This window comes from Streptomyces sp. NPDC005496 (assembly GCF_042872045.1).
Lineage (GTDB): Bacteria > Actinomycetota > Actinomycetes > Streptomycetales > Streptomycetaceae > Streptomyces.
In genome coordinates, this window is record NZ_JBIAJQ010000002.1 from 245,569 (window position 1) to 271,743 (window position 26,175).

Genomic DNA, 26,175 nt, shown 5'->3' on the forward strand with positions numbered 1-26,175 from the left:
TTCAGGCGGGCAGTCCGGCGGCGAGCAGCTCCACGAAGCCGATGTCCTCGTTCGCGACGCCGAAGACCTCGGCGCGCTGGAGGGTGCGCTCGGCCCAGGCGCGGTGCGGCTTCACCTCGTTCATCTTGTTCGTGTACGCGGAGCGGAGCACGCCGCCGCCGAGGCGGTCGGGCCGCAGGATGTCCTGGGCGTCGGTGTACTCCTCGTGGCTGACGACGGACAGCGCGTGCACGGGCAGGACGTGCGAGGGGTGGATGCAGGTCTTGCCGAGCAGTCCGTTGGCGCGGTCGAGGGCGATCTCGCGCAGCAGTCCGTCCATGTCGTGCTCGATGAGGGTGGTGCGCAGTTCCTCGGCCGCTCCGGTGAAGGGGCTGCGCCGCAGCTGCGGCTTGAACATGCGCTCCTGGAGTCGGAAGTACTCCCAGACGGGGCCGGTGACGGTGAATCCCGTGCCGTCGGCCCGGCCGAGGACGTTCACCACGTCGGCGATGACGGAGGCGACGATCTGGACGTCGTACGCCGTCATGTCGGGGGCTCTGCGCAGTCCGTACGCGGAACAGAAGTCGGTGACGCCGAGGCGCAGCGCGAGGACTCTGTCGCGGTACTTGTCGACCGTGCGGTAGATGCCCTCCAGGGTCTCGCGGCGGGACTCCAGGTGGAGCAGGCCGGGCGATTCCAGGACGGGCATGGCGAACAGGCGCCGTCCGCTCGCCGTCTCGGCGGCGGTGAGGGCCTCCAGGAACGGGGTCCCCCGCTCCTCGGTGAACTTCGGCAGGACGAATCCGGACAGCAGGTGGGCGGCGGGGCCGAGCCGCCGGACGAGGTCCGGGATCTGCTCGGGGGCGCGGACCCGTACGAAGAGCAGCGGGAGCTCGACGCCGGGCCGTGCGGCGAGGTCGGTGAACTGCCCGACCAGGTTCTCCTCGGCGTCCGCCACCTCGGCGTCGTCGATGGAGTCCTCCAGGCAGAGGACCATGGAGACGACGCCGCGCCCGGACTGCTTGACGATGTCGTCGGCGAGGCGGGGCCGGGTCGCGGGGCTGTAGAGCGTGGCGCCGAGGGCCGCGGCGAGGACGTGGGCCGGGGAGTCCGCGCCGAAGACGCAGGGCTCCTGGTGGAAGAGGCGTTGTCGCACCTCAGGGGCGACGTGCCCGAAATGACGCATGAGACTCCCCCGTGGCGGCTAGACGGCCTGACGTGATGTGGCCGGTAATAGTACGTAGATATCTGTGTCAAGAGTTCCCGGCGAGCATGAAGTTCTGGTAACTCGGCTGTGTCCGGTGCCTGCTGTTCCTGTGCGGGAGCCGAGTACCCCGCGTTGTCGTGACCAGGCCCCAGAGGGCAGGATGACCGCATGACGCACGCGATGCTGAAGGGGTCGAACGTCCCGCTGGACGCCACGGCGGTACGTGCCGTGCTGCGCTGGGCGCCCGGGCAGGGCGTGCCGGACGTCGACGCCTCGGCGCTGCTCCTCGGCCCCGACGGTCGTGTGCGATCCGACGAGGACTTCGTCTTCTACAACCAGCCCCGGCACCCCTCGGCCAAGGTCTGGCGGCTCGGCAAGAAGCGGGTCGCCGAGGGCCTCACCGACACGATCCAGACGGATCTGGCCGGGGTCGAGTCCGCGGTCGGCCAGATTCTGCTGGTCGCTTCGGCCGACGGTGTCACCTTCGACCGCGTACGCGAGCTGCGCATCCTGCTGTACGACGCGTCGGCCGGGGACGGTGAGCCGATCGCGTACTTCGACATCAAGCCGGAGACCGGCGCGGAGACGGCGCTGATCTGCGGGGAGCTGTACCGACGCGGTGACGGGTGGAAGTTCCGGGCGCTCGGCGAGGGCTACTCGAACGGGCTTCAGGGCCTCGCGACCGACTTCGGCATCTCGGTGGACGAGTCGGAGCCCGACTCCGCGCCCGAGGGCACCTGGGCCGCTCCGGCCGGTGCCACGGACGAGACGTGGGCGGCGCCCGCCGGTTCTCCCGAGACCTCGGTTCCGCTGCCGCCCGAGCAGCCCGCGCCGGTGCCCCAGCAGGCCTCGCAGCCCGCCTACGGCTATCCGCCGGAGCCCACACGGCAGCCCGCGTACGGCTATCCGCAGACCGCCGCCCCGCCGGCGCAGCCCGCCTACGGCTATCCCCAGCAGCAGACGGCGGCCGCCGAGCCGCCCGCGTACGGTTACCCGCAGCCGGTGGGTCCCGGGCCGGACCCGGACTTCGAGCTGCCGCCGCAGGGTCCTCAGTTCATCGGCCGCTGACCAGGGCTTCCGCCGGTCCCGGCCGGCGGAAGGCGCTCAGCGGTCGACCTTCGACTTGTAGCCGCGTCCCCACTGCAGGCCCCAGCCGTACAGGCGGTCCAGTTCGGCCTGGAAGCCGTAGACGAACTTCACCTCGCGCCGCACGGTCAGCTCGCCCTTGTTGTTCTCGATCATCACGACCGCGCAGGACCGGGCCTGGGGATGGCGTTCGTCAAGGCCGATCTCGATCCGGGGGCCGTTGCTCGGGTAGAGGGTGACGATGGCGTGCGTACGGTCGAAGGCCGGCGTCTGGTCGTATATGTAGACGAAGACGAGCAGCCGCCTGATGTCGTCGCGGTGGTCGAGGTTGACGAAGATCGTCTCGCCGGAGCCGGAGCCGAAGCGGTCGTCGCCGCTGAGCTTGACGTACGGCGGGGCGTTGAGCTCGCCGAAGAAGCCGCCCAGGGGCTGGACCACGCCCTTGGAACCGTCCGTGAGCTCGTACATGCAGCCGAGGTCCAGGTCGACGTTGACCATGCTCTGCGTGTGCGCCTGGACCACCTCCGGCCGGAACGCCTGGAAGGGGTGGCGCAGCAGGCTGCCGCGCTCGGGCCCGCCGATGTCGGAGGTGCGCATCCGCCAGGACAGGTTGATGCGCAGGTTGCCGGTGGCGGCGCCCTGCTTGGTGAGCGACACCTGCCGGTGCCGCTTGGTCAGCTCGATGGCGTTGGTCGAGGCGCTGCCCGAGTCGAAGTCCGCCGACCGTCCGCGCCACAGGTCTTCCCAGAAACTCATTGCGCCCCCCACAGTGCGTGCTGCCTACGTCGTGGCCGTGCCGGTCCCCGCCCCGGGCACGGGTGCGTGCGGCGCCCGTGACGCCGTCAAGGGCACAGCCGTGCGGGGCGGCACCGAGGACTCGTCCCCGACGACCGCCCCGCACAGAGCGTTCCTCAACGGGCGGGGTGCCAACCCCCGGACCCGGTGCGTGTCACACCCCGGACGAGACCTCAGTCCTGTCGTCCGAGGCCTCCCCTTTTCCCTCGGCCGCCGCGAGCGCCTTGTTGCGGCGCACGGAGGACCAGAAGGACCAGGCGATCAGGATGACGCCGACGAGGCCGGTGATGACCTCGTTGATCTGGTACTGGATGGTGACGAGGAGGATCACGGCGAGGGCGCCGATAGCGTAGTGCGCGCCGTGCTCCAGGTAGACGTAGTCGTCGAGGGTGCCCTGGCGGACCAGGTAGACCGTGAGCGACCGGACGTACATGGCGCCGATGCCGAGGCCGAGCGCCATCAGCACGATGTCGTTGGTGATGGCGAAGGCGCCGATCACACCGTCGAAGGAGAAGGACGCGTCCAGCACCTCGAGGTAGAGGAACATGAAGAACGCGGCCTTGCCGGCGAGGACGACCGCCGACGGCTTCTTGCCGGTCTTCCTGGCCTCTTCCTCGGCCTCGTGCTCGCGCTCCTCCTCTTCCTCGAGCTTGTCCTCGAAGTAGCCGGAGAGGCCGCCGACGATCATGTACGTGATCAGGCCCGCGATGCCGGAGATCAGGACCGTCTCGGCCTTGTCGGCGTGCGCGCCGCCGTGCTGGTGGGCGTTGGCCGCGAAGGTCATGGAGGTGATGAGCAGGGCGACGAGCGCGATGCAGACCGACAGCATGTCGACCTTGCCGAGCTTGGCCAGCGGGCGCTCAAGCCAGCTCAGCCACTTGATGTCCCGGTCCTCGAAGATGAAGTCGAGGAAGATCATCAGCAGGAACATGCCACCGAAGGCGGCGATGGCGGGGTGGGCGTCGGTCACCAGCTGCTGGTACTGGTCCTTGTCGGTCAGCGCGAGGTTGACCGCGTCGATCGGGCTCTTCTTGGCGGTCACCGCCACGATGACGACCGGGAAGACCAGACGCATGCCGAAGACGGCGATCAGCACGCCGACCGTGAGGAAGATCTTCTGCCAGAAGGCACTCATCTTCTTCAGGATTCCGGCGTTGACCACCGCGTTGTCGAAGGACAGCGAGATCTCGAGGACGGACAGGATCGCCACGATGCCGAAGCCGGTCCACCCCCCGTAGAGCACCGCCGCGACCAGGCCGAGTGCGGTGACCGCAAACGACCAGCCGAAGGTTTTCAGAAGCACTGGCTACCCAATCGTGTATTGGGGGCGCCCCCCAAGCGGAGCTCGGAGGAGGGTTTTCCCCGCGCCGTACTCGGCTTTACCTAACGTTGACCCTGAAGTGTAGAGCGCCATCCCCCCGGACGACGCGGGCGGGCCCCGCATAGCGCCTAGGAGACGTTGACACCGAAGTCCAGGGCGATGCCCCGCAGACCGGACGCATACCCCTGACCGACGGCGCGGAACTTCCACTCGTCGTTGTAGCGATAGACCTCGCCGAAGATCATCGCGGTCTCGGTGGAGGCGTCCTCGCTGAGGTCGTAGCGCGCGAGCTCCTGGCCGTCGGCCTGGTTGACGACGCGGATGAAGGCGTTGCTGACCTGCCCGAAGGTCTGGCCGCGGTTGTCGGCCTCGTGGATGGAGACGGGGAACACGATCTTGTCGACGGTGGCGGGCACCTTGGAGAGGTCGATCAGGATCGACTCGTCGTCGCCCTCGCCCTCACCCGTCAGGTTGTCCCCGGTGTGCTCGACCGAGCCGTCGGGGCTCTTCAGCTGGTTGTAGAAGATGAACCACTCGTCACCGAGCACCCGGCCCGCGTTGCACAGCAGCGCGCTGGCGTCGAGGTCGAAAGGGGCTCCGGTGGTGGAGCGCGCGTCCCAGCCGAGCCCGACCATCACCTGCGTGAGGTTGGGTGCGGCCTTGGAGAGGGAGACATTGCCTCCCTTGGCGAGTGTGACGCCCATGATGCTGGTCCTCCCCGAGATGGAACTTCAGTTGTCCGGCGGTCCGGCGCCGCCGTCGAGCGCGTCCGGCGCCGCACTCGATGCGTGCGGCGCCGGACGGGTGAGCCTGGGGCCCCGGAGGGCCCGTCCTCGGCTCAGACGTTCACGCCGAAGTCCTGCGCGATGCCGCGCAGGCCCGAGGCGTACCCCTGGCCGATGGCGCGGAACTTCCACTCCGCGCCGTGGCGGTAGAGCTCGCCGAAGACCATCGCGGTCTCCGTCGAGGCGTCCTCGGAGAGGTCGTAGCGCGCGATCTCCGCCTCGCCCGCCTGGTTCACGACGCGGATGAACGCGTTGCGGACCTGGCCGAACGACTGCTGGCGGTTCTCGGCGTCGTAGATCGAGACCGGGAACACGATCTTCTCGACGTCGGCCGGGACGGCGGCGAGGTTGACCTTGATCTGCTCGTCGTCGCCCTCGCCCTCACCGGTGATGTTGTCGCCGGTGTGCTCGACCGAGCCGTCCGGGCTCTTCAGGTTGTTGAAGAACACGAAGTTGGCGTCACTGCTGACCTTGCCCTCCGCGTTCGTCAGGATGGCGCTGGCGTCGAGGTCGAAGTCGGTGCCGGTGGTGGTGCGGACGTCCCACCCCAGACCGATGATGACCGCGGTCAGGCCGGGGGCCTCCTTCGACAGCGAGACGTTGCCGCCCTTGCTGAGGCTGACTCCCACGAGTCCTCCCAAATGGTGTCCAGGGGCGGGGAGCCCCGTCGTGCGTCGGTATTCGGATCAACGTCTCGATCCTAGTGACGGGTTCCCGTACCCTGCAGGGCTTGCGAACGAAGAATCACAGGGTGTCGAGCGCCTCGATGTACTCGTTCAGGTCACGCGCGTCGGGCAGCGCGTTGACGACGGTCCACCGGACGACGCCCTCCTTGTCGATCACGAAGGTGCCGCGCACGGCGCAGCCCTTGTCCTCGGCGAAGACGCCGTACGCGCGCGAGACCTCGCCGTGCGGCCAGAAGTCCGACAGCAGCGGGTAGTCCAGGCCCTCCTGCTCGCCGAAGACGCGCAGCGTGTGGATGGAGTCGTTGGAGACGGCGAGGAGCTGGGTGTCGCGGTCGGTGAACCTCGGCAGCTCGTCGCGCAGGGCGCACAGCTCACCGGTGCACACGCCGGTGAAGGCGAAGGGGTAGAAGAGCAGCACCACGTTCTTCTCACCGCGGAAATCGGACAGGCGCACGGTGGCTCCGTGGTTGTCCTTGAGCTCGAAATCGGGGGCCTTGGTGCCGACCTCGATCGCCATGGTCACACGCTTCCCTTCCAGGGGGCTGTTCGGGTGACGACCAGCCTACGCAGTGATCCACGGGGAGGCCCGTCGGCCCGCGCTTGGGTGAGGCCCCCGCCGTCGGCTGATCGGCGGGGGCCTCACACATGTTGCTGCGGGCGGTTCACGGGAACCGCCCCGGGGAGGGAGAAGCGGAGCTCAGCGCTTCGACTTGGCCGCCTTCGGCGTGGCCAGCCGGCTGCCGCTCCAGTCCTTGCCCACGCTGACGGTCTTGGTCTGGGACAGACCCGCGGTCGTCGCGGCTTCGGCGATGTCGCTCGCCTCGACGTAGCCGTCGCGGCCCGTCTTCGGCGTCAGCAGCAGGATCGTGCCGCCCTCTTCGATGTACGTGGTGGCGTCCACCAGCGCATCCGTCAGGTCGCCGTCCTCGTCGCGGAACCACAGCACCACGGCATCGGCGACGTCGTCGTACTCCTCATCCACGAGCTCGCTGCCGATGACTTCCTCAATGGCCTCGCGGAGCTCCTGGTCGACGTCGTCGTCGTAGCCGATCTCCTGGACCACCTGCTCGGGCTGGAACCCCAGCCTCGCGGCAGGGTTCGTCCTCTCCTCCGCGTGGTCCGCGGTCGCGCTCACGGGTTGCCTCCTGATCATGTTTCGGTTGGGGTCTCCCCCCTGCTCGTTCGGGAGCTGGGAGAAGTCTTCAGCCACGCGCGTGCGCGAAGCATTGGCCGTAGTCCACACGGGCCGGGCGGATCGCGCAAGTACCCGGCCACCGAGACCGCCGAAACGGTGACGATCCTGGCCGTGTCGACGCAACTCCTGGCATCGAATCACAGCTGCCGGTGACGCACACCACGCGCTTCTGCCCGGTTTGCGGAATTCGGGACCCTCCGAGGGTACGGGAGTCGAATGGCTTTGCGGAACGCGTGACCGGCTGGGCGTATCGTTGCGATTTGGCCTGACCCGCCCCGAACGGGCCGGACGGACGTGAGGGTTACCTCTCGGTAGAGATGACGATCGCGTTCCCGAGGTACACGATGGGGAACGGTGCAGACACCTGGAAACCCAGGGAAAAATGGCCCTCTGACAGTGAAGGAACAGCGTGGCTTCCGGATCCGATCGCAACCCGATCATCATTGGCGGCCTTCCGAGTCAGGTACCTGACTTCGATCCCGAAGAGACCCAGGAGTGGCTCGACTCCCTCGACGCCGCCGTCGACGAGCGGGGCCGGGAGCGGGCCCGCTACCTGATGCTGCGGCTGATCGAGCGGGCGCGCGAGAAGCGCGTGGCCGTGCCCGAGATGCGCAGCACGGACTACGTCAACACGATCGCCACCAAGGACGAGCCCTTCTTCCCCGGCAACGAGGAGATCGAGCGCAAGGTCCTGAACGCCACCCGGTGGAACGCGGCCGTGATGGTGTCCAGGGCGCAGCGTCCCGGTATCGGCGTCGGCGGGCACATCGCCACGTTCGCCTCCTCCGCCTCGCTGTACGACGTGGGCTTCAACCACTTCTTCCGCGGCAAGGACGAGGGCGACGGCGGCGACCAGATCTTCTTCCAGGGGCACGCCTCGCCGGGCATCTACGCCCGCGCGTTCCTGCTGGACCGGCTGAGCGAGCAGCAGCTCGACGCGTTCCGGCAGGAGAAGTCGAAGGCGCCGTACGGGCTGTCCTCGTATCCGCACCCGCGGCTGATGCCGGACTTCTGGGAGTTCCCGACCGTGTCCATGGGCCTCGGCCCGCTCGGCGCGATCTTCCAGGCGCGGATGAACCGCTACATGGAGGCGCGCGGGGTCGCGGACACCTCCAAGTCGCACGTGTGGGCGTTCCTCGGCGACGGCGAGATGGACGAGCCTGAGTCGCTCGGCCAGCTGTCGATCGCGGCGCGCGAGGGCCTGGACAACCTGACCTTCGTGGTGAACTGCAACCTCCAGCGGCTCGACGGCCCGGTGCGCGGCAACGGCAAGATCATCCAGGAGCTGGAGTCGCAGTTCCGCGGCGCCGGCTGGAACGTCATCAAGCTGGTCTGGGACCGCACCTGGGACCCACTGCTGGCGCAGGACCGCGACGGCGTGCTGGTCAACAAGCTGAACACCACGCCCGACGGGCAGTTCCAGACGTACGCCACCGAGACCGGCGCGTACATCCGCCGGCACTTCTTCGGTGACGACCACCGGCTGCGCGCCATGGTCGAGAACATGACCGACGACCAGATCCTGCACCTGGGCCGCGGCGGGCACGACCACCGCAAGGTGTACGCGGCGTTTGCGGCGGCCAAGGCGCACAAGGGCCAGCCGACCGTGGTCCTCGCGCAGACCGTCAAGGGCTGGACGCTGGGGCCGAACTTCGAGGGCCGCAACGCCACGCACCAGATGAAGAAGCTGACGGTCGACGACCTCAAGGGCTTCCGCGACCGGCTGCACATCCCGATCTCCGACAAGGAGCTGGAGTCCGGCGCCCCGCCGTACTACCACCCGGGCCGGGACTCGGAGGAGATCCAGTACATGCACGACCGCCGCAAGGGCCTGGGCGGTTACGTCCCGACCCGCGTGGTGCGGTCGAAGCCGCTGGCGCTCCCCGAGGACAAGACGTACGCGAGTGTGAAGAAGGGCTCCGGCCAGCAGTCGATCGCCACCACCATGGCCTTCGTGCGGCTGCTCAAGGACCTCATGCGGGACAAGGAGATCGGCAAGCGGTTCGTGCTGATCGCGCCCGACGAGTACCGCACCTTCGGCATGGACTCGTTCTTCCCGAGCGCGAAGATCTACAACCCGCTCGGCCAGCAGTACGAGGCCGTGGACCGCGAGCTGCTCCTCGCGTACAAGGAGTCGCCGACCGGGCAGATGCTGCACGACGGCATCTCCGAGGCGGGCTGCACGGCCTCGCTGATCGCCGCGGGTTCGGCGTACGCGACGCACGGCGAGCCGCTGATCCCGGTGTACGTCTTCTACTCGATGTTCGGTTTCCAGCGCACCGGCGACCAGTTCTGGCAGATGGCCGACCAGTTGGCGCGCGGTTTCGTGCTCGGTGCGACCGCCGGCCGCACGACCCTGACCGGTGAGGGCCTCCAGCACGCGGACGGCCACTCGCAGCTGCTCGCCTCGACCAACCCGGGCTGCGTCGCGTACGACCCGGCGTACGGCTTCGAGATCGCGCACATCGTGCAGGACGGTCTGCGCCGGATGTACGGCTCGACGGAGGAGCACCCGCACGGCGAGGACGTCTTCTACTACCTCACCGTCTACAACGAGCCGATCCAGCACCCGGCCGAGCCGGAGAACGTGGACGTCGACGGCATCCTCAAGGGCATCCACCGCTTCAGCGCGGGCACCGCGGGCTCGATCCCGGCGCAGATCATGGCGTCCGGCGTCGCCGTCCCGTGGGCCGTCGAGGCGCAGCGCGTCCTGGCGGAGGACTGGAACGTCCGGGCGGACGTCTGGTCGGCGACCTCCTGGAACGAGCTGCGGCGCGAGGCCGTCGAGGTGGAGCGGCACAACCTGCTGCACCCCGAGGAGGAGCAGCGCGTCCCGTACGTGACGCGGAAGCTGTCGGGTGCCGAGGGCCCCTTCGTGGCGGTCTCCGACTGGATGCGCTCGGTGCCGGACCAGATCGCCCGCTGGGTGCCGGGGACCTACCAGTCCCTGGGCGCGGACGGCTTCGGCTTCGCGGACACGCGCGGTGCGGCCCGGCGCTTCTTCCACATCGACGCCGAGTCGATCGTGGTCGCGGTGCTGACGGAACTGGCCCGTGAGGGCAAGGTCGACCGCTCGGTCCTGAAACAGGCGATCGACCGCTACCAGCTCCTCGACGTGACGGCGGCGGACCCGGGGGCGGCGGGGGGCGACGCGTAGCAGTACGCCCGCCCGGCTTCGGCACGGGCACCGGCGCCGCGAGGTGACGAGGAGGGGCGGCGGGGTCTTCGGCTCCGCCGCCCTTCGCGTTTTCCTACGATGCGGACATGAAGCAAGAAACGGCGCAGGACCGCTGGGAGCGGCGCACTCAACGGCCACTGCTGGCGCTGGCGGTCGCCTTCGCCCTCGCCTACGCGGTACCGATCGTGGACAGCAGCGTGAGCCACACGCTGACGGTCGCCTGCACGGTGGTCGAGTGGGTCGTGTGGGGCGCCTTCGCCGGCGACTACCTCGTACGGCTCGGACTGGCCCGCGACCGGCGGGAGTTCGTGCGCGGGCACTGGATGGACCTGTGCGCGGTGGTCCTGCCGATGCTCCAGCCGCTGCGTCTGCTGCGGCTCGTCTCGACACTGATGCTGGTGGGGCGGCGGGCCCGGATGGCCTCGCAGATCCGGCTGACCACGTACGTGGTGGGCGCGGTCGTGGGGCTGCTGATGTTCGGTTCGCTCGCCGTGCTGTCGGTGGAGCGGGCGGCGCCGCACGGGAACATCAGAACGCTGGGCGACGCGGTGTGGTGGTCGTTCACCACGATGACGACCGTGGGGTACGGGGACCACGCCCCGACCACCGGGCTGGGCCGGGTCCTCGCGGTCGGCCTGATGCTCTCGGGCATCGCGCTGCTCGGTGTGGTCACGGCGAACATCGCGGCGTGGTTCATCTCGCGCTTCGAGAAGGACGACGTGGAGGAGCGCCGGCAGACCGCGGCGATCGAGGCGCTCACCGAGGAGGTGCGGGCGCTGCGGGCGCAGGTCGCGGACCTGTCCCGGACCGCGCATCCGGTCCCGGGGCCGACCGAGCCGTCACAGCCGGCGTAGGCCGGGTGGGGAGCTGGCGCGGACGCCCTCCCGGAGACCCGGGCCCGCCGTGCGTGGGCGAGCCGGTACCGGGACCCCTGTGATCAGGTGCCCGGCACCGGTGGCTGTGCCCCTGCGCCGCACGCGGGAGGGGTTCCCGGGCCGGCGGTCAGAGCAGGCCCGATCCGGGGCCCGCCGCGCCGACGAGCCAGACGAGGGCGAGGAGCGTGTCGATCGCGCCCAGTACGACGGCGATCAGTGCCGGCAGCGGTCGGGCGCCGGCCCAGCTGCGACCCATGGCCAGCCAGCCGCAGACCATCGCCACCGGTCCCAGGACGATCCCCAGCGTGAAGAATCCCGCGACCGCGCAGACGACTCCGATGATGCCCAGCGTCGCGCGATCCGGCCCGGTCCGTGACCACGTCCGGCCACGTGAGCGGGGGTACCTGCGCGTGCCGTTTCCGAAGCCCGCCATCATCAACTCCTGAACTCTCAAGCCCTCTTGGGCAGTTCGGGTTCGATGTGCGGGTACCCCCGTATCCCTTCGGCAGACCTGCCCGCGCGCCGCCCCCCTCCGGCGGCGCGCCGCAGCTCCGCTCGCCCCCCATGCCGTGCGGAGGACTTGACCCACTGTGACCTGCGGCGGGCATCCGGCGGGAGGGATCTTGAGCGTTGTCACCCAGATGAGCGAAAAAGGGTGACGGGGCGGCCGTCGGCCGCCCCGTCACCCCGGGGACTGTCGTCGGGCAGGCCCTAGATGTGCCCGGCGCCCGGTCCCGCCGCGTCCGCGTTGATGCCGCGCTTGGTGAGCAGCGCGACGAAGACGGCCACGAGCGCGACCCCGGCGGCGACGAGGCACGCGAGGCTCATGCCGGAGATGAAGGTGTCGTGGGCGACGTCCGCGATCTTCGCGGCGAGCTCGGCCGGCGTGCCCTTCGGCACCGGCGCTGCGCCCTGCTGGACCGACTGCGAGGCCTGCTCCAGCTGCCCCTCGGTGAGCGGCGGCAGCTTGGCGTCGGCCCAGTTGCCCGCGAGGTCGTTGTCGACCTTGGAGGCCATCACGGCACCCAGCACCGCCGTACCGAGGCTGCCGCCGATCTGCATGGCCGCCTGCTGGAGACCGCCGGCGACACCGGAGAGCTCCATGGGCGCGTTGCCCACGATGACCTCGGTGGCGCCGACCATGACCGGGGCGAGACCGAGGCCGAGTCCGGCGAACCAGAGCGACATGACGGCGCTGCCGGTGCCCGTGTCCAGCGTGGACATGCCGTACATGGAGATCGCGGTGAGCGCCATGCCGCCCGCCAGCGGCAGCCGCGGCCCGGTCTTGGTGATGAGGACGCCGGCCAGCGGCGAGCCCACGATCATCATGCCGGTGAGCGGAAGCAGGTGCAGGCCCGCGTCGACCGGGCTCATCCCGTGCACGTTCTGCAGGTAGAAGGTGACGAAGAACAGGCCGCCCAGGAAGGCGATGGCCATCAGGACCATCAGCACCACGCCGGCCGACAGCGGCACGGAGCGGAAGAGGCCGAGGGGGACGAGCGGCTCCCGGACCTTGGTCTCCCAGAAGGCGAAGAGAGCGAAGCCGAGCACCGAGGCGGCCAGGAACGTCCAGGTGAGGCCGTCGCCCCAGCCCCAGGCCGGCGCCTTGATGAGCGCCCAGACCAGGCAGAACATGGCGGCCGAGAGCAGGGCTATGCCGAGGATGTCGAAGGAGCGCGGCGCGTTCTCCGCGCGGTGGTCGGTCAGGATCAGCGCGCCGAGGACCACGGCGACGACGCCGACCGGCACGTTGATGAAGAACACCGACTGCCAGCTGACGTGCTGCACCAGCAGACCGCCGAGGATCGGGCCGCCCGCCGTGGACGCGCCGATCACCATGCCCCAGATGCCGATGGCCATGTTCAGCTTCTCGGCCGGGAAGGTGGCCCGCAGCAGACCGAGCGCGGCCGGCATCAGCAGCGCGCCGAACAGACCCTGGAAGACCCGGAAGGTGACCACCAGGGCGATGCTGTCGGACAGGCCGATCACGCCCGAAGCGGCGGCGAAGCCGACCACACCGATCAGGAAGGTCTGCCGGTGCCCGAACCGGTCGCCGAGCTTGCCCGCGGTGATCAGGGTGACCGCCAGGGCGAGGAAGTACGCGTTGGTGATCCACTGGACGTCGGCGAAGCTCGCGCCGAGGTCCTTGGCGATGGCCGGGTTGGCGATGGCGACGATGGTGCCGTCCAGGGCGACCATCATGACGCCGATCGCCACGCTGATGAGCGTCAGCCAGGGATGGCCACGCAACCCCTTCGCGGGGCTCGGTCCGGACGGGGTGGCCGAGGCCTTGTCGGCCGGGCCCGTCGCGTCGACGGTGGTCTGACTAGTCATACGTTCGAGATTAGTGACAGTCGCTGACAGTTGACAAACCGATTCACTAGTCGGTAACTGTCACGACACCCGGACGTACGCTGAGCAGGACGGATGGACGAAACGAGGACCCCATGGACACAGCGGCGCGGCCGGGGCTGCGCGAGCGCAAGAAGCGGCGCACGCGCGACGCGCTGCTGCGGGCCGCTCTCGAACTGTTCACCAGCCAGGGTTACGAGCAGACGACGGTCGACGAGATCGCCGAGGCCGTCGACGTCTCCCAGCGCACCTTCTTCCGTTACTTCGCGGGCAAGGAGGAGGCCGCCCTCGCCGTCCAGGGCATGACCGAGGCGCGCTTCGTCGAGGCGCTGCGCGGCCGACCGCCGGGCGAGGCCCCGCTGGAGGCGCTGCGCCGGGCGGTGCTGGAGAGCTGGGACACCATCGGTGAGGCGATCACCCAGGTCGTGCCGCTCGAACTGCACATGCGCACCTTCCAGTTGATCGAGTCGACGCCGGCGCTGCTCGCGGCGCACCTGCGCCGGTCCGCGGAGGTGGAGGAGGAGCTCGCCCGGGTGATCGCGGGGCGGGAGGGCCTCGACGTGGACGCGGACCCGCGCCCGCGGGTGGCGGTGGCGGTGTTCGGTGGCGTGATGCGGGTGACCGCCCGACGGTGGGGCGCCGGCGAGGACCTCAGCGTCGAGGCGATCCGGGAGTTGACCGCTTCCCATCTGGATCACCTGGGGCCCGCGCTGGCCGGGGACTGGCGTACGCGCCCGGAGCCGCGGAAGACGGTGGCACGGACGCCCCAGGGGTGACGATCACCTAACGCGGTGTCACCAAGCGCCGGATATAAGGCCGGTGTATGGATACGCAGCGTGAGCATTTAACTCAAACTGAACCCCCTATGACCCAATTACCCCACCGGAAACGTGATCCGCATCACTCGGTTAACGCGAGACACTCCCGTTCTCCTAGTGTGTCCTCTCAGTGACTTCCTTCGACCCCTCACCCCAACTCAACGTCTGGCGCGCGCTGCTCGCGCTGGCCGTGGTGTTCGTGATGCTGGCGACCACCGGATGGACCGCGCTGAACAGCCACCGGGGCGCCTCGCCGCTCCAGGCGTCGCTCTCCAAGTGGGAGCACGGGCGCCTCGCCGGACAGCGCCTGCCGGACCCCGACTCCGCGCCGGACCGCCTGACCCACTTCTTCGCCTCGCTCGACGCCCAGCAGCGCAGCCGCCTCGTCCACCGCTACCCGCTGGCGGTCGGCAACATGAACGGCGCCCCGGCGAAGCTGCGTTACCGGGCCAACCGTCTCGCGCTGGGCCAGCAGCGCAGGGTCGAACTGCACCGCATGCGCGACAACCGCCTCTCGTCCTCGGGCCGGCAGCAGGCGGCCAGCCGCATGCACCGCTACGAGGCACTCCTGCACGGCAAGCGGCAGATCCTCGCCTTCGACCCCACGGGCTCCGGCCGGGTCGCCGAGGTGTTCGGCGACCTCACCCGGGCCGAGCGGGTCTCGATCGTGGTGCCGGGCGTCGACACGGACCTCCTCACCTTCCAGCGCTCCAGCCGCAAGTACTCGGCGCCCGTCGGCATGGCGCGTTCGCTGTACCGGGCCGAGCGCGCGGCCGACGCCACGACGCGTACGGCCGTCATCGCCTGGGCCGACTACACGACGCCCAGCGGACTCGGCATGGACGCCGCCACGGCCATGCGCGCCAGGGACGGTGCGGTCCGCCTCAACCGCCTGCTGCGCGCGCTGCCCGGCCGGGCCCCCGTCGCGCTGTACTGCCACAGTTACGGCTCGGTCGTCTGCGGCGTCGCCGCGCACGACCTGCCGGAGCGGGTCAGGGACCTCGCGGTCGCCGGCAGCCCCGGCATGCGCGCCGACAACGCCGGCCGGCTCGACACCTCCGCGCGGGTCTGGGCCATGCGCGACGCCGACGACTGGATCCAGGACGTGCCGCACCTGGAGGTCGGCGGACTCGGACACGGCGCCGACCCGGTCTCCTCCGGATTCGGGGCGCGCGTCCTGTCCGCGGCCGGCGCCAAGGGACACACCGGCTATTTCGAACCCGGCACCGAGAGCCTGCGCAACTTCGCCGAGATCGGCGTCGGCGCGTACGGCGCGGTGAGCTGTGCCCACAAGGACGGCGCCTGCACGAAGGGTTTGTCCGCCTCGACGGCGGCGGGACGCGCGTAGAGGACGAAGAACTGCGGTCCGTTCGGGGTGGCGACGGAGAAGCCCGTGCCGCATACGATGAGCCGCATGGGTGACGTACTGGCCGGATTTCATGCCGCCTGGGAGTTCGAGTCCGACTCCGTGCTCATCCGCTTCGAGCGGGGGATCCGAACGCCGAAGCTGTTCCAGGCGCTCGGCGAACGCCGTGTCCCCCTGGAGGCGCTCGCGGCGGTGACCCTGACTCCCGGGAAGCGGGGGACGGTGGTCCTGCACGCGGTGCCGAGACCGGGCGCCGACCCGCTGATGGAGGCCGCGGCGGGCCAGCTGAAGGAGGGCTGCGACCCCTACCGGCTGGTGCTGCCCGCCGAGCGCGAGACCCTCGCCGAGTACTACGCCGACGAGCTGCGCGCCCTGCTCGCCCAGGACGGTTCGCCCGCCGGGCGCCACCTCGTCGAGCCGCCCGAGGCGCCCCGGACCTTCAAGGCGTACGACGCGAAGGCGTCCTTCGACGGCAGGGAGGTGTCGTTCCGGTGGTCCTGGACCGGCGCCTCCTCCGCCAAGTGGAAGGCCGGCGACCAGAGTTTCCCGGTCACCGGCCTCAGCGGCGTCGAGTGGCGCTCCCCCGAGGTCTTCGAGGGCCACCTGCGGCTGCTGTACCGCGAACCGGCCGCCCAGCAGCCCGCGCAGGCCGACCAGGACCCGGCGGCCGTCGTCTTCGGGCTCGGCTACGGCCCGGTGCACGAGTCGCTGCCGTTCGCCGCCTCGGTGCTGGCCGCCGTGCGCGCCGCGGGTCCGCCGGCCGCGGTCCCCGCCTCGACGGCGCCCCGCCGCGACCCCGCCGACATCGCCGACCGCATCCGTCACCTGGGCGAGCTGCACCGGGCGGGCCTGGTGACGGACGAGGAGTACACGACGAAGAAGGCGCAGCTGCTGGCGGAGCTGTAGGGCGCGGCCGGGCGGACCCGGTGGGCTACTCGCGGCCCGCCGACGTGAACGTCATGTCCGCGTAGCGGTCGCCGGCCACCTGGGCGGCGATCGGCTCCAGCAGGGCGAGTTCCTCGTCGGTGAGGACGATGCGGGTGGCCGCGGTGTTCTCCTCGACGCGGGTGCGCTTGCGGGTGCCGGGGATCGGCACGACGGTCAGCCCGTGCACCGCGGCCCGCTGCTGCACCCAGGCCAGCGCGATCTGCCCCGGCGAGGCGTCGTGGGCCTTCGCCACCGCGCGCACCGGCTCCAGGAGGGCGGCGTTGGCGGCGGCGTTCTCGCCCGTGAAGCGGGGCTGCTGACGCCGGAAGTCGTCCGGGGTCAGGTCCTGCTCGGCGTTCGCGAACGAGCCGGTGAGGAAACCGCGGCCGAGCGGCGAGTACGGCACCAGGGCCACGCCGAGCTCCCTCGCCGCGGGGACCACGCCGGCCTCGATGTCCCGGCTGAACAGGGACCACTCCGACTGCACGGCCGCGATCGGGTGCACGCTCTGGGCGGCGCGCAGCTCGCGGCCGGTGACCTCGCTCAGCCCGAGGTGCTTGACCTTGCCCTCGCGGACCAGCTCCGCCATCGTCGCGACGGTCTCCTCGATCGGGATGTCCACGTCCCGCCGGTGCATGTAGTAGAGGTCGATCACGTCGACGTCCAGGCGCTTGAGGCTCGCCTCCACCGCCTGGCGGATGTACGGCGTGTCGTTGCGGATGACGCGCTTCGTCGGCTGGTCCGGCGGGATGGACAGGGCGAACTTCGTCGCGATGACGACCTCGTCCCGGTGGGCCTTGAAGAACGGGGAGAGGAACTCCTCGTTCTCCCCCGCGCCATAGGCGTCCGCGGTGTCGTAGAGCGTGACGCCGAGTTCCAGCGCGCGCTCCAGCGCGGCCCGCGCCTCCCCGGCGTCCGTGGGGCCGTAGGCGAAGCTCATGCCCATGCAGCCGAGGCCCTGCACACCGACCTCCGGGCCTCCCGTGCCGAGCTGTGCCTGAGCGATCCTGCTGTCCGTCATCGGGGCCTCTCCGACGCCGGGGCGCGCCCGGCGTCCGCGTAGAAACTGATCTTGTGGTCGAGCACGGCCAGGGTGTCCTGGAGCTCGGCGATCCGCGCCCGTACGTCCCGGCGGGTCGCTTCGAGCAGGGCGCACCGCTCGCCGAAGGTGTGGTCGCCCTCGCGCACCAGTTCCGCGTAGCGCACCATGTCGGCGACCGGCATGCCGGTCAGCCGCAGCTTGCCGACGAGGCTGAGCCAGTCCAGGTCGCGGTTGCTGTAGCGGCGCTGGCCGGTGTGCGAGCGGTCGATGTGCGACATCAGCCCGATCCGCTCGTACCAGCGCAGGGTGTGCGCGGTCAGGCCGGTGAAGGCGACGACCTCGCTGATCGTGTAGTTGTCCCGGCCGTCCGGGCGGGGGTGGCGCTCGGGCGCCGTGGCGCAGACGTCCGTGCCGGTGCCGGTCTCGGCGTCGGCGGCCGTGGTCTCCATCACCGTCATGCCCCCACGCTAAAACCTTGGAGTGCACTCCAAGCAAGCGGAATCCACCGAAAATCCGGCGACGCGGGGCCGTCGCGGTGAATACCGTGCGGGGCATGAGTGCCGTACGCCGTGCCCTGCCCGAGGACGCCGGGGAGCTGCTCCGCCTGCGCCAGGTGATGATCGACTCGATGGCCGGGGCCGACAGCTCCACCGCGTGGCACGCCGAGTCGCTGCCCACGGTACGGCGCAGGCTCGCCGAGCCGGACGGTGACTTCGCCGCCTTCGTCGTGGACCACCCGGAGCGGCCGGGGGCACTCGCGGCGCTGGTCGCCGGGACGGTGGAGTACCGCATCGGACGGGAGGGCAATCCGCACGGCGCGGTGGGCCATGTGTTCAGCGTCGCCACCGATCCGGAGTGCCGGCGGCGCGGGTACGCCCGCGCGTGCATGGAGGCGCTGCTCGACTGGTTCCGCGAGCGGGGTGTCCCGCAGGTCGACCTGAACGCCTCGGCCGCGGCGGAGCCGCTCTACGCCTCGCTCGGTTTCGTGCGCAAGCCCGACCCCTCGATGCGGCTGCGGCTGGGCGGCCCTTAGGCTCGGGGGCATGTCCTTGCAGAGCCTGGCGTCGATCGAGAACTGGCCCGTCCCCACCGCCGCGGCGGCCGTCGTCCGCGCGGACGGCACGGTGCTCGGGGCGCACGGCCCCGGCGGGCGGCGCTTCGCGCTCGCCTCCGTCACCAAGCCGCTCGCCGCGTACGCCGCCCTCGTCGCGTACGAGGAGGGGGCGGTCGAGCTCGACGAACCGGCCGGGCCCGCCGGCTCGACGGTCCGTCATCTCCTCGCGCACACCTCCGGGCTCGCCTTCGACGAGCACCGGGTGACCTCGGCGCCCGGGGAGCGGCGGCTGTACTCCAACGCCGGGTTCGAGGTGCTCGGGGACCACATCGCCAAGGCCACCGAGATCCCCTTCGGGGACTATCTGCGGCAGGCGGTCCTGGAGCCGCTGGGCATGACCTCGACCACGCTCGACGGGTCGCCCGCCAAGGACGGGGTGTCCACGGTGGACGACCTCGTGCGGTTCGCGGCGGAGGTGCAGGCGCCTCGGCTGCTCGATCCGCGGACCGTCGCCGAGGCGATGACGGTCCAGTTCCCCGGGACCAAGGGCGTCCTGCCCGGGTACGGGCACCAGAACCCCAACGACTGGGGGCTCGGATTCGAGATCCGTGACTCCAAGTCGCCGCACTGGACCGGGAGTTCGTCCTCGCCGGGGACCTTCGGGCACTTCGGGCAGTCCGGTACGTTCCTGTGGGTCGACCCCGTCCTGGGGGTCGCCTGTGTGGCGCTCACGGACCGGGCGTTCGGGGTGTGGGCCAGTGAGGTGTGGCCGGCCTTCACGGACGCGGTGGTCGCGGAGGTTTCCGGCGGCGCCTGAGCGTCCCGCCGGTGCCGGTCCTGTCCGGCGGTGACCGGGCCGTCCCCCGGCTCGGGGGCTCCTGCCCGGCCTGCGTCCCGGGGGTCGGGTGGCTCGGGGCGGCCGGGCGTTTCCTCGCCCCCTCCGCCCCTTCCCGTCCCGACTCGGGGCTCCGCCCCCGACCCCGCTCCTCAAACGCCGGAGGGGCTGCATTTCCCTCGCCTCCCCGCACTCGGGGCTCCGCCCCCGACCCCGCTCCTCAAACGCCGGAGGGGCTGCATTTCCCTCGCCGGAGCCCGGTGGTCCCCTGGCTCACGCCTGGATCATTTCCCAGATGAGGAGTTCCGCCGGGGAGCCCGCTATGGCTTCCAGGTCCTTCGCGTCCGGGATGCGGGCCGCGTCGCCGGTCTCCAGTTCCAGGCCGTCCAGCCGGATCTCGCCGCGGACGACGTGGACGTAGACGAAGGGGGCGTCGGGGATCGCCGTGCGTTCGCTCGCGGTCAGGCGGCGCACGTGGAGCATGGCCCCGGCCTCCGGGACCGCGTACGGCGTGGAGTCCGCGATGCCGTGGACGGTCTCGTAGACGGGGTCGCCGCCCGGCTCCAGCGGGGCGAGCCACATCTGCACGAAGGTCAGCGGGGTCAGCCCGTCGTTGCGTTCCACGTGCCGGACGCCGCCGCCGGCGCTGAGCCGCTGCACGTCGCCGGCCCGCACCCGCGACTCGTTGCCCGCGGAGTCGCGGTGCGTCAGCTCGCCCTCGATCACCCACGTGACGATCTCGGTGTGGCTGTGCGGGTGCTCGTCGAAGCCGGCGCCGGGAGCGAGCCGCTCCTCGTTGCAGGCGATCAGCGGGCCGAAGCGGAGGTTGTCGGGGTCGTAGTGGGGGCCGAAGGAGAAGGCGTGCAGGGACTCGATCCCGGCCGCCGGGTCCCCTCCGCGGTAGCGCTCGTCGGCGCGCCGTACGTCCATCACACAGCCCACGGTAGACCCGTGCGGGCGGGCCACCGGGACCCGGCGCGGCGCACACGCGTCCGGATAAGGCAGTCTTGTCCCGTGCCCGAACCCCAAACCAGCAACACCGAACCCGCAGCACGCCCGCCGCACACGCACACCGCGACCCTGAGGCGGCTGGAGAAGTCGTCCGGGAGTCTCGCCGCGCAGGCCATCGCGCGCATGGACGAGACGCTGCCGTGGTACCGGGCGATGCCGCCGGAGAACCGGTCGTGGATCGGGCTGGTCGCCCAGGCGGGTATCGCCGCCTTCACCGAGTGGTTCCGGCGCCCGGACGCCCCCCAGGCCATCTCCACCGACGTCTTCGGCACCGCCCCCCGCGAGCTGACCCGGGCGATCACCCTGCGCCAGACCGTCGAGATGGTGCGCACCACCATCGAGGTCATGGAGAGCGCGATCGACGAGGTCGCGGCGCCGGGGGACGAGTCCGTGCTGCGCGAGGCGCTCCTCGTGTACGCCCGTGAGATCGCCTTCGCCACCGCCCAGGTGTACGCCCAGGCCGCGGAGGCCCGGGGTGCCTGGGACGCGCGGCTGGAGTCCCTCGTGGTGAACGCCGTCCTGTCCGGCGAGGCCGACGAGGGCGCCGTGTCCCGCGCCGCGGCGCTCGGCTGGAACTCGCCGGAGCACGTGTGCGTCGTGCTCGGCACTGCGCCCGACGGCGACAGCGAGCTGACGGTGGAGGCGATCCGGCGGGCGGCCCGGCACGCCAAGCTCCAGGTGCTCACCGGGGTGCTCGGCGACCGGCTCGTGGTCATCGCCGGCGGCAGCGACAACCCGCTCGCCGTCGCCAAGTCGCTGATCGGCCCGTACGCGGCGGGATCGGTGGTGGCCGGGCCGATCGTGCCCGACCTGCTGGCCGCGACCCGGTCCGCGCAGGCGGCCGCCGCCGGCCTCAAGGCGTGTTTCGCCTGGCAGGACGCGCCGCGGCCGGTGCTGGCGGACGATCTCCTTCCGGAGCGCGCGATCGCCGGGGATCCCTCGGCCCGCGAGCAGTTGGTGGAGGAGATCTACAGACCGCTGGAGGAGGCCGGATCGGCGCTCCTGGAGACACTGAGCGTGTATCTGGAACAGGCGAGCAGCCTCGAAGGCGCGGCCCGCATGCTCTTCGTGCATCCCAACACCGTGCGCTACCGGCTCCGACGTGTGACTGACGTCACCGGCTGGTCGCCCTCCGATGTACGCTCCGCGTTCACACTGCGCATCGCCCTGATCCTGGGGCGTCTGGCCGATGGAGATCCTCAGGCCTAGGCTTTTGTCGGGGGTCCACAATTCCCCCTCCCGTTCTTCGTCCCTGTCCCCACGGGCGGCCGTGGCCGTCCACAAGAGAGAGTGTGAGAGTGCTCGTACTCGTCGCTCCCGGCCAGGGCGCCCAGACGCCCGGCTTCCTGACTCCTTGGCTCGAACTGCCCGGTGCCGCCGACCGCGTCGCCGCGTGGTCGGACGCCATCGGGCTCGACCTCGCCCACTACGGCACGCAGGCCGACGCGGACGCGATCCGCGACACGGCCGTGGCCCAGCCCCTGCTCGTCGCGGCCGGACTGCTGTCCGCGTCCGCGCTCGGCGACGTGTCCCCGGGGGCCGTCGCCGGCCACAGCGTCGGTGAGATCACCGCCGCCGCGGTCGCGGGCGTGCTCGGCGAGACCGAGGCGCTGCGCCTCGTCCGCAAGCGGGGCCTGGCGATGGCCGAGGCCGCCGCCGTCACCGAGACCGGCATGTCCGCCCTGCTCGGCGGCGCCCCGGAGACGACGGTGCCGCATCTGGAGAAGCTCGGTCTGACCCCGGCGAACATGAACGGCGCGGGCCAGATCGTGGCCGCCGGTACGCTGGAGCAGTTGGCCGCCCTGGAGGCCGACAAGCCCGAGGGCGTGCGCAAGGTGATCGCCCTGAAGGTGGCCGGCGCGTTCCACACGCACCACATGGCGCCCGCCGTCGACGTGCTCGCCGAGGCCGCCGCGGAACTGACCCCGGCGGACCCGCGGATCACGTACGTGTCGAACAAGGACGGCCGGACCGTCTCCACCGGTGCCGAGGTCGTCTCGCGCCTCGTCGGCCAGGTCGCCAACCCGGTCCGCTGGGACCTGTGCATGGAGACGTTCAAGGAGCTCGGGGTGACCGCGCTGATCGAGATGTGCCCCGGCGGCACCCTCACGGGGCTCGCCAAGCGCGCGCTGCCCGGCGTCAGGACGCTGGCGCTGAAGACACCCGACGACCTCGACGCGGCTCGCGAGCTCGTCGTCGAGTACAGCGCGGCATAAGGAGCCCGGAGAGCATGTCGAAGATCAAGGCAAGGAAGGGCGCACCGTACGCGCGCATCCTGGGCGTGGGCGGCTACCGCCCGGTCCGGGTCGTGCCCAACGAGGTGATCCTGGAGACGATCGACTCGTCCGACGAATGGATCCGCTCGCGCTCCGGCATCGAGACCCGGCACTGGGCCTCCCCCGAGGAGACGGTCGCCGCGATGTCGGTCGAGGCGTCCGGCAAGGCCATCGCGGACGCCGGGATCTCCGCCGAGCAGATCGGCGCCGTGGTCGTCTCCACCGTCTCGCACTTCGCCCAGACCCCGGCCATCGCCACCGAGATCGCCGACAGGCTGGGCACGGCGAAGGCCGCCGCCTTCGACATCTCGGCCGGCTGCGCGGGCTTCGGCTACGGCCTCACGCTCGCCAAGGGCATGATCGTCGAGGGTTCGGCCGAGTACGTCCTCGTCATCGGCGTGGAGCGGCTGTCCGACCTCACCGACCTGGAGGACCGCGCGACGGCCTTCCTGTTCGGCGACGGCGCGGGCGCGGTCGTCGTGGGCCCGTCCGAGGAGCCGCACATCGGCCCGACCGTCTGGGGCTCCGAGGGCGACAAGGCCGGCACGATCAAGCAGACCGTGCCGTGGGACCGCTTCCACAGCGGCGACGTCTCCACGCTGCCGCTCGACTCCAAGGGCGAGATCAAGTTCCCCGCCATCACGCAGGAGGGCCAGGCGGTGTTCCGCTGGGCCGTGTTCGAGATGGCGAAGGTCGCCCAGCAGGCGCTGGACGCGGCCGGGATCGCCCCGGACGACCTGGACGTGTTCATCCCGCACCAGGCCAACGAGCGGATCATCGACTCGATGGTGAAGACTCTCAAACTGCCGGCGCACGTCACGGTCGCCCGCGACGTACGCACCACCGGCAACACGTCGGCCGCCTCGATCCCGCTCGCGATGGAGCGGCTTCTGGCGACCGGCGAGGCGAAGAGCGGCGACACCGCGCTCGTCATCGGCTTCGGGGCGGGTCTCGTCTACGCCGCCACGGTCGTTACCCTCCCCTAGGCACACCGTCCGGATCATCTCCGGCCGGAGTACCGCCACACCCTCTGAACACATACCGAAGGAGCGCCTGACATGGCCGCCACTCAGGAAGAGATCGTCGAAGGTCTCGCCGAGATCGTGAACGAGATCGCCGGGATCCCCACCGAGGACGTCCAGCTGGACAAGTCCTTCACCGACGACCTGGACGTCGACTCGCTGTCCATGGTCGAGGTCGTCGTCGCCGCCGAAGAGCGCTTCGACGTCAAGATCCCGGACGACGACGTCAAGAACCTCAAGACCGTCGGTGACGCGACGTCCTACATCCTCAAGCACCAGGCCTGATCGTCCGATCTCCTGGGCTGACTGCCCCGCCACCCGGCGGTGGCGCCGCTGAATCCTCGTATCCGTTGGAGAAAGAATTCCCGTGAGCCCGACCAATCGCACCGTGGTCGTCACCGGTATCGGCGCAACCACACCGCTGGGTGGCGACGCAGCCTCTACCTGGGAGGGCCTGGTCGCCGGACGTTCCGGCGTCGGCCCTCTGGAGCAGGACTGGGCCGCCGACCAGGCGGTCCGCATCGCGGCACAGATCGCCGTGGAACCGGGCGAGGTCATCCCCCGCCCGCAGGCCCGCCGCCTCGACCGCTCGGCGCAGTTCGCGCTGATCGCGGCCAAGGAGGCCTGGGCCGACGCAGGCTTCACCGCCAAGGCCGGTGAGGACGAGAGTGTCGACCCCGACCGTCTCGGCGCGGTCATCGCCTCCGGCATCGGCGGCGTGACGACCCTGCTCGACCAGTACGACGTGCTGAAGGAGAAGGGCGTACGCCGCGTCTCCCCGCACACCGTCCCCATGCTGATGCCGAACGGCCCGTCCGCCAACGTGGGCCTCGCCGTGGGCGCCCGCGCGGGCGTGCACACCCCGGTCTCCGCCTGCGCCTCGGGCGCCGAGGCCATCGGCTACGCGATCGAGATGATCCGCACCGGCCGCGCCGACGTCGTCGTCGCGGGCGGCACTGAGGCGGCCATCCACCCGCTGCCCATCGCCGCCTTCGGCAACATGATGGCGATGTCCAAGAACAACGACGACCCGCAGGGCGCCTCGCGTCCCTACGACGTCGGCCGTGACGGCTTCGTCCTCGGCGAGGGCGCCGGCGTCCTCGTCCTGGAGTCGGCCGAGCACGCCGCCGAGCGCGGTGCGCGGGTCTACGCGGAGGCCGTCGGCCAGGGCATCTCGGCGGACGCCCACGACATCGTGCAGCCGGAGCCCGAGGGCCGCGGCATCTCGCACGCCCTGCAGAACCTGCTCGACAACACCGACCTGGACAAGGCGGAGGTCGTGCACGTGAACGCGCACGCCACCTCGACGCCGGCCGGTGACGTGGCCGAGTTGAAGGCGCTGCGCAAGGTGTTCGGCGACGACACCGACCACATCGCGGTCTCCGCGACGAAGTCGATGACCGGGCACCTGCTCGGCGGCGCCGGCGGTGTCGAGTCCGTCGCGTCGGTCCTCGCCCTGTACCACCGGATCGCCCCGCCGACCATCAACGTGGAGAACCTCGACCCCGAGGCCGAGGCCAACGCCGACATCGTCCGCGGCGAGGCGCGCAAGCTCCCCGTCGAGGGCCGTATCGCCGCGCTGAACGACTCGTTCGGCTTCGGCGGCCACAACGTGGTCCTGGCGTTCCGCACCGTCTAGATCCGGACGTACGCCGTCGAGTTCCGGTCGTACGCCGAGTGACACGGAAAGGGCCCCCGCCTTCGGGCGGGGGCCCTCTCGTGTGCCGGGTGACGGCGGGTCAGACGACCTGGTGGAGCCAGCGGACGGGGGCGCCCTCACCGGCGTGGCGGAAGGGCTCCAGCTCGTCGTCCCAGGGCTTGCCGAGGAGTTTGGCGAGTTCGCCCTCCAGCTCGCTCTCGCCGCGCTGGGAGCGGACCAGCGCGGCGCGCAGCCGGTCCTCGGGGATCAGGATGTCGCCGTGGATTCCGGTGACGGCGTGGAAGATGCCCAGGTCGGGGGTGCAGCTGTAGCGCTCGCCCTCGGCCGTCGGGCAGGGCTCGGCGGTGACCTCGAAGCGCAGCATCTGCCAGCCGCGCAGCGCCGAGGCGAGCTGGGAGGCCGTGCCGGCCTCGCCCTTGAAGGAGAACTCGGATCTCCAGGTGCCGGGCGCCGCCGGCTGCCGGATCCAGTCGAGGCTGACGCGCGTACCGAGCACGCCCGCGACTGCCCACTCGACGTGCGGGCACAGCGCGCGCGGCGCGGAGTGCACGTAGAGAACTCCACGTGTCGTCACCGGGACCTCCGGGCAGAGCGGGACATCTTGTAACTTAGCGGAACGGCAGTGGCAGGGCGGCCACGGGGCGAGGCTACCGTGCGGCGGCGCAAGGAGTGTGACGTACCGTCGGTCCCAGGGCGCATAAACAC

26 protein-coding genes are annotated in these 26,175 nt (G+C 70.8%); 13 read left to right on the forward strand and 13 right to left on the reverse strand.

Annotated features, from left to right (window positions below; translation table 11 throughout):
- Position 1 precedes the first annotated feature (1 nt).
- A complete protein-coding gene (locus ACFYQQ_RS05695) occupies positions 2–1,165 on the reverse strand; it encodes an HpcH/HpaI aldolase/citrate lyase family protein (RefSeq protein WP_355781127.1) in 1,164 nt (387 codons plus the stop codon).
- 189 nt (positions 1,166–1,354) lie between these two features.
- On the opposite strand from ACFYQQ_RS05695, the gene ACFYQQ_RS05700 reads away from it, so the two are divergent.
- Positions 1,355–2,254 carry a TerD family protein gene (locus ACFYQQ_RS05700; protein ID WP_355781125.1) on the forward strand — a complete coding sequence of 300 codons (900 nt, stop codon included), beginning with the start codon at positions 1,355–1,357 and terminating at the stop codon, positions 2,252–2,254.
- 36 nt (positions 2,255–2,290) lie between these two features.
- Here the strand turns inward: ACFYQQ_RS05700 and ACFYQQ_RS05705 are convergent, their stop codons facing one another.
- The 6 genes from ACFYQQ_RS05705 to ACFYQQ_RS05730 form a co-directional block, all read right to left on the reverse strand.
- Positions 2,291–3,028 carry a Tellurium resistance gene (locus ACFYQQ_RS05705; protein WP_355781122.1) on the reverse strand — a complete coding sequence of 246 codons (738 nt, stop codon included), beginning with the start codon at positions 3,026–3,028 and terminating at the stop codon, positions 2,291–2,293.
- A gap of 193 nt (positions 3,029–3,221) precedes the next feature.
- Complete coding sequence (locus tag ACFYQQ_RS05710; RefSeq protein WP_356168299.1) at positions 3,222–4,370, reverse strand: DUF475 domain-containing protein; 1,149 nt, start codon at positions 4,368–4,370, stop codon at positions 3,222–3,224.
- Between the two features lie 146 nt (positions 4,371–4,516).
- Positions 4,517–5,092, reverse strand: a complete 576-nt coding sequence (locus tag ACFYQQ_RS05715; protein ID WP_355787438.1) for a TerD family protein — start codon at positions 5,090–5,092, stop codon at positions 4,517–4,519.
- A 134-nt stretch (positions 5,093–5,226) separates the two neighbouring features.
- Positions 5,227–5,802 (reverse strand): TerD family protein, encoded by a 576-nt coding sequence (locus ACFYQQ_RS05720; protein ID WP_121403257.1) that lies wholly within the window; start codon positions 5,800–5,802, stop codon positions 5,227–5,229.
- Positions 5,803–5,917: 115 nt separating this feature from the next.
- Positions 5,918–6,376, reverse strand: coding sequence for a peroxiredoxin (locus ACFYQQ_RS05725; protein ID WP_355787441.1), 459 nt, complete (start codon positions 6,374–6,376; stop codon positions 5,918–5,920).
- Between the two features lie 180 nt (positions 6,377–6,556).
- Positions 6,557–6,994, reverse strand: coding sequence for a DUF3052 domain-containing protein (locus tag ACFYQQ_RS05730; RefSeq protein ID WP_183116860.1), 438 nt, complete (start codon positions 6,992–6,994; stop codon positions 6,557–6,559).
- Positions 6,995–7,463: 469 nt separating this feature from the next.
- On the opposite strand from ACFYQQ_RS05730, the gene aceE reads away from it, so the two are divergent.
- Both aceE and ACFYQQ_RS05740 read left to right on the forward strand, forming a co-directional pair.
- Positions 7,464–10,211: a pyruvate dehydrogenase (acetyl-transferring), homodimeric type gene (gene aceE, locus ACFYQQ_RS05735; protein WP_356168304.1), complete on the forward strand. Its 2,748-nt coding sequence runs from the start codon at positions 7,464–7,466 to the stop codon at positions 10,209–10,211.
- Between the two features lie 107 nt (positions 10,212–10,318).
- Positions 10,319–11,086, forward strand: a complete 768-nt coding sequence (locus ACFYQQ_RS05740; protein WP_355784720.1) for a potassium channel family protein — start codon at positions 10,319–10,321, stop codon at positions 11,084–11,086.
- Between the two features lie 148 nt (positions 11,087–11,234).
- On the opposite strand, the gene ACFYQQ_RS05745 is transcribed toward ACFYQQ_RS05740, so the two are convergent.
- Both ACFYQQ_RS05745 and ACFYQQ_RS05750 read right to left on the reverse strand, forming a co-directional pair.
- On the reverse strand, positions 11,235–11,543 hold the full coding sequence (locus tag ACFYQQ_RS05745) for a small hydrophobic protein (RefSeq protein WP_355784723.1): 309 nt from the start codon (positions 11,541–11,543) through the stop codon (positions 11,235–11,237).
- Positions 11,544–11,818: 275 nt separating this feature from the next.
- Complete coding sequence (locus ACFYQQ_RS05750) at positions 11,819–13,441, reverse strand: MFS transporter (RefSeq protein WP_355784726.1); 1,623 nt, start codon at positions 13,439–13,441, stop codon at positions 11,819–11,821.
- A 113-nt stretch (positions 13,442–13,554) separates the two neighbouring features.
- Here ACFYQQ_RS05750 and ACFYQQ_RS05755 point away from each other — a divergent pair, with 113 nt between their 5' ends.
- The 3 genes from ACFYQQ_RS05755 to ACFYQQ_RS05765 all read left to right on the forward strand — a co-directional run bounded on the left by ACFYQQ_RS05755 (position 13,555) and on the right by ACFYQQ_RS05765 (position 16,549).
- Positions 13,555–14,235 carry a TetR family transcriptional regulator gene (locus ACFYQQ_RS05755; RefSeq protein ID WP_355784729.1) on the forward strand — a complete coding sequence of 227 codons (681 nt, stop codon included), beginning with the start codon at positions 13,555–13,557 and terminating at the stop codon, positions 14,233–14,235.
- Positions 14,236–14,407: 172 nt separating this feature from the next.
- Complete coding sequence (locus ACFYQQ_RS05760; RefSeq protein WP_355784732.1) at positions 14,408–15,625, forward strand: alpha/beta hydrolase; 1,218 nt, start codon at positions 14,408–14,410, stop codon at positions 15,623–15,625.
- Between the two features lie 57 nt (positions 15,626–15,682).
- Positions 15,683–16,549 (forward strand): DUF4429 domain-containing protein, encoded by an 867-nt coding sequence (locus tag ACFYQQ_RS05765; protein WP_355784738.1) that lies wholly within the window; start codon positions 15,683–15,685, stop codon positions 16,547–16,549.
- A gap of 25 nt (positions 16,550–16,574) precedes the next feature.
- Here the strand turns inward: ACFYQQ_RS05765 and ACFYQQ_RS05770 are convergent, their stop codons facing one another.
- Entirely contained in the window at positions 16,575–17,591 is a 1,017-nt protein-coding gene (locus ACFYQQ_RS05770; protein WP_356168310.1) for an aldo/keto reductase, read from the reverse strand.
- Entirely contained in the window at positions 17,588–18,070 is a 483-nt protein-coding gene (locus tag ACFYQQ_RS05775; RefSeq protein ID WP_355789809.1) for a MerR family transcriptional regulator, read from the reverse strand. The genes ACFYQQ_RS05770 and ACFYQQ_RS05775 overlap by 4 nt, the downstream gene beginning before the upstream one ends.
- A gap of 95 nt (positions 18,071–18,165) precedes the next feature.
- Here ACFYQQ_RS05775 and ACFYQQ_RS05780 point away from each other — a divergent pair, with 95 nt between their 5' ends.
- Together ACFYQQ_RS05780 and ACFYQQ_RS05785 are read left to right on the forward strand one after the other, a co-directional pair.
- Positions 18,166–18,645, forward strand: a complete 480-nt coding sequence (locus ACFYQQ_RS05780; RefSeq protein ID WP_355789806.1) for a GNAT family N-acetyltransferase — start codon at positions 18,166–18,168, stop codon at positions 18,643–18,645.
- Positions 18,646–18,655: 10 nt separating this feature from the next.
- Complete coding sequence (locus ACFYQQ_RS05785) at positions 18,656–19,483, forward strand: serine hydrolase domain-containing protein (RefSeq protein ID WP_355789803.1); 828 nt, start codon at positions 18,656–18,658, stop codon at positions 19,481–19,483.
- Between the two features lie 291 nt (positions 19,484–19,774).
- Here ACFYQQ_RS05785 and ACFYQQ_RS05790 read toward each other — a convergent pair whose 3' ends face one another.
- Positions 19,775–20,431: a pirin family protein gene (locus ACFYQQ_RS05790; RefSeq protein WP_355789815.1), complete on the reverse strand. Its 657-nt coding sequence runs from the start codon at positions 20,429–20,431 to the stop codon at positions 19,775–19,777.
- Positions 20,432–20,515: 84 nt separating this feature from the next.
- Between ACFYQQ_RS05790 and fasR the strand changes: the two genes are divergently transcribed.
- From fasR to fabF, 5 genes are all read left to right on the forward strand, one after another.
- The gene (fasR, locus tag ACFYQQ_RS05795; protein WP_355789801.1) at positions 20,516–21,721 is read left to right on the forward strand and encodes a fatty acid biosynthesis transcriptional regulator FasR; all 1,206 of its coding nucleotides are present in this window, start codon (positions 20,516–20,518) and stop codon (positions 21,719–21,721) included.
- 89 nt (positions 21,722–21,810) lie between these two features.
- Complete coding sequence (locus tag ACFYQQ_RS05800; protein WP_356168320.1) at positions 21,811–22,728, forward strand: ACP S-malonyltransferase; 918 nt, start codon at positions 21,811–21,813, stop codon at positions 22,726–22,728.
- A gap of 14 nt (positions 22,729–22,742) precedes the next feature.
- Entirely contained in the window at positions 22,743–23,774 is a 1,032-nt protein-coding gene (locus tag ACFYQQ_RS05805) for a ketoacyl-ACP synthase III (RefSeq protein ID WP_355788635.1), read from the forward strand.
- Positions 23,775–23,846: 72 nt separating this feature from the next.
- The gene (locus ACFYQQ_RS05810) at positions 23,847–24,095 is read left to right on the forward strand and encodes an acyl carrier protein (RefSeq protein ID WP_355788632.1); all 249 of its coding nucleotides are present in this window, start codon (positions 23,847–23,849) and stop codon (positions 24,093–24,095) included.
- An 82-nt stretch (positions 24,096–24,177) separates the two neighbouring features.
- Positions 24,178–25,449: a beta-ketoacyl-ACP synthase II gene (fabF, locus tag ACFYQQ_RS05815; RefSeq protein WP_355788629.1), complete on the forward strand. Its 1,272-nt coding sequence runs from the start codon at positions 24,178–24,180 to the stop codon at positions 25,447–25,449.
- A 100-nt stretch (positions 25,450–25,549) separates the two neighbouring features.
- On the opposite strand, the gene ACFYQQ_RS05820 is transcribed toward fabF, so the two are convergent.
- Positions 25,550–26,044: a DUF3145 domain-containing protein gene (locus tag ACFYQQ_RS05820; RefSeq protein WP_355779488.1), complete on the reverse strand. Its 495-nt coding sequence runs from the start codon at positions 26,042–26,044 to the stop codon at positions 25,550–25,552.
- Between the last annotated feature and the right edge of the window lie 131 nt (positions 26,045–26,175).

Excerpts from the sequence above, each read along its gene's own strand:
- ACFYQQ_RS05695 (WP_355781127.1), bottom strand. The coding sequence starts at position 1,165 with ATGCGTCATTTCGGGCACGTCGCCCCTGAGGTGCGACAACGCCTCTTC.
- ACFYQQ_RS05700 (WP_355781125.1), top strand. The coding sequence starts at position 1,355 with ATGACGCACGCGATGCTGAAGGGGTCGAACGTCCCGCTGGACGCCACG.
- ACFYQQ_RS05705 (WP_355781122.1), bottom strand. The coding sequence starts at position 3,028 with ATGAGTTTCTGGGAAGACCTGTGGCGCGGACGGTCGGCGGACTTCGAC.
- ACFYQQ_RS05715 (WP_355787438.1), bottom strand. The coding sequence starts at position 5,092 with ATGGGCGTCACACTCGCCAAGGGAGGCAATGTCTCCCTCTCCAAGGCC.
- ACFYQQ_RS05725 (WP_355787441.1), bottom strand. The coding sequence starts at position 6,376 with ATGGCGATCGAGGTCGGCACCAAGGCCCCCGATTTCGAGCTCAAGGAC.
- ACFYQQ_RS05740 (WP_355784720.1), top strand. The coding sequence starts at position 10,319 with ATGAAGCAAGAAACGGCGCAGGACCGCTGGGAGCGGCGCACTCAACGG.
- ACFYQQ_RS05745 (WP_355784723.1), bottom strand. The coding sequence starts at position 11,543 with ATGATGGCGGGCTTCGGAAACGGCACGCGCAGGTACCCCCGCTCACGT.
- ACFYQQ_RS05750 (WP_355784726.1), bottom strand. The coding sequence starts at position 13,441 with ATGACTAGTCAGACCACCGTCGACGCGACGGGCCCGGCCGACAAGGCC.
- ACFYQQ_RS05755 (WP_355784729.1), top strand. The coding sequence starts at position 13,555 with ATGGACACAGCGGCGCGGCCGGGGCTGCGCGAGCGCAAGAAGCGGCGC.
- ACFYQQ_RS05765 (WP_355784738.1), top strand. The coding sequence starts at position 15,683 with ATGAGCCGCATGGGTGACGTACTGGCCGGATTTCATGCCGCCTGGGAG.
- ACFYQQ_RS05770 (WP_356168310.1), bottom strand. The coding sequence starts at position 17,591 with ATGACGGACAGCAGGATCGCTCAGGCACAGCTCGGCACGGGAGGCCCG.
- ACFYQQ_RS05775 (WP_355789809.1), bottom strand. The coding sequence starts at position 18,070 with ATGACGGTGATGGAGACCACGGCCGCCGACGCCGAGACCGGCACCGGC.
- ACFYQQ_RS05780 (WP_355789806.1), top strand. The coding sequence starts at position 18,166 with ATGAGTGCCGTACGCCGTGCCCTGCCCGAGGACGCCGGGGAGCTGCTC.
- ACFYQQ_RS05785 (WP_355789803.1), top strand. The coding sequence starts at position 18,656 with ATGTCCTTGCAGAGCCTGGCGTCGATCGAGAACTGGCCCGTCCCCACC.
- ACFYQQ_RS05790 (WP_355789815.1), bottom strand. The coding sequence starts at position 20,431 with ATGGACGTACGGCGCGCCGACGAGCGCTACCGCGGAGGGGACCCGGCG.
- ACFYQQ_RS05805 (WP_355788635.1), top strand. The coding sequence starts at position 22,743 with ATGTCGAAGATCAAGGCAAGGAAGGGCGCACCGTACGCGCGCATCCTG.
- ACFYQQ_RS05810 (WP_355788632.1), top strand. The coding sequence starts at position 23,847 with ATGGCCGCCACTCAGGAAGAGATCGTCGAAGGTCTCGCCGAGATCGTG.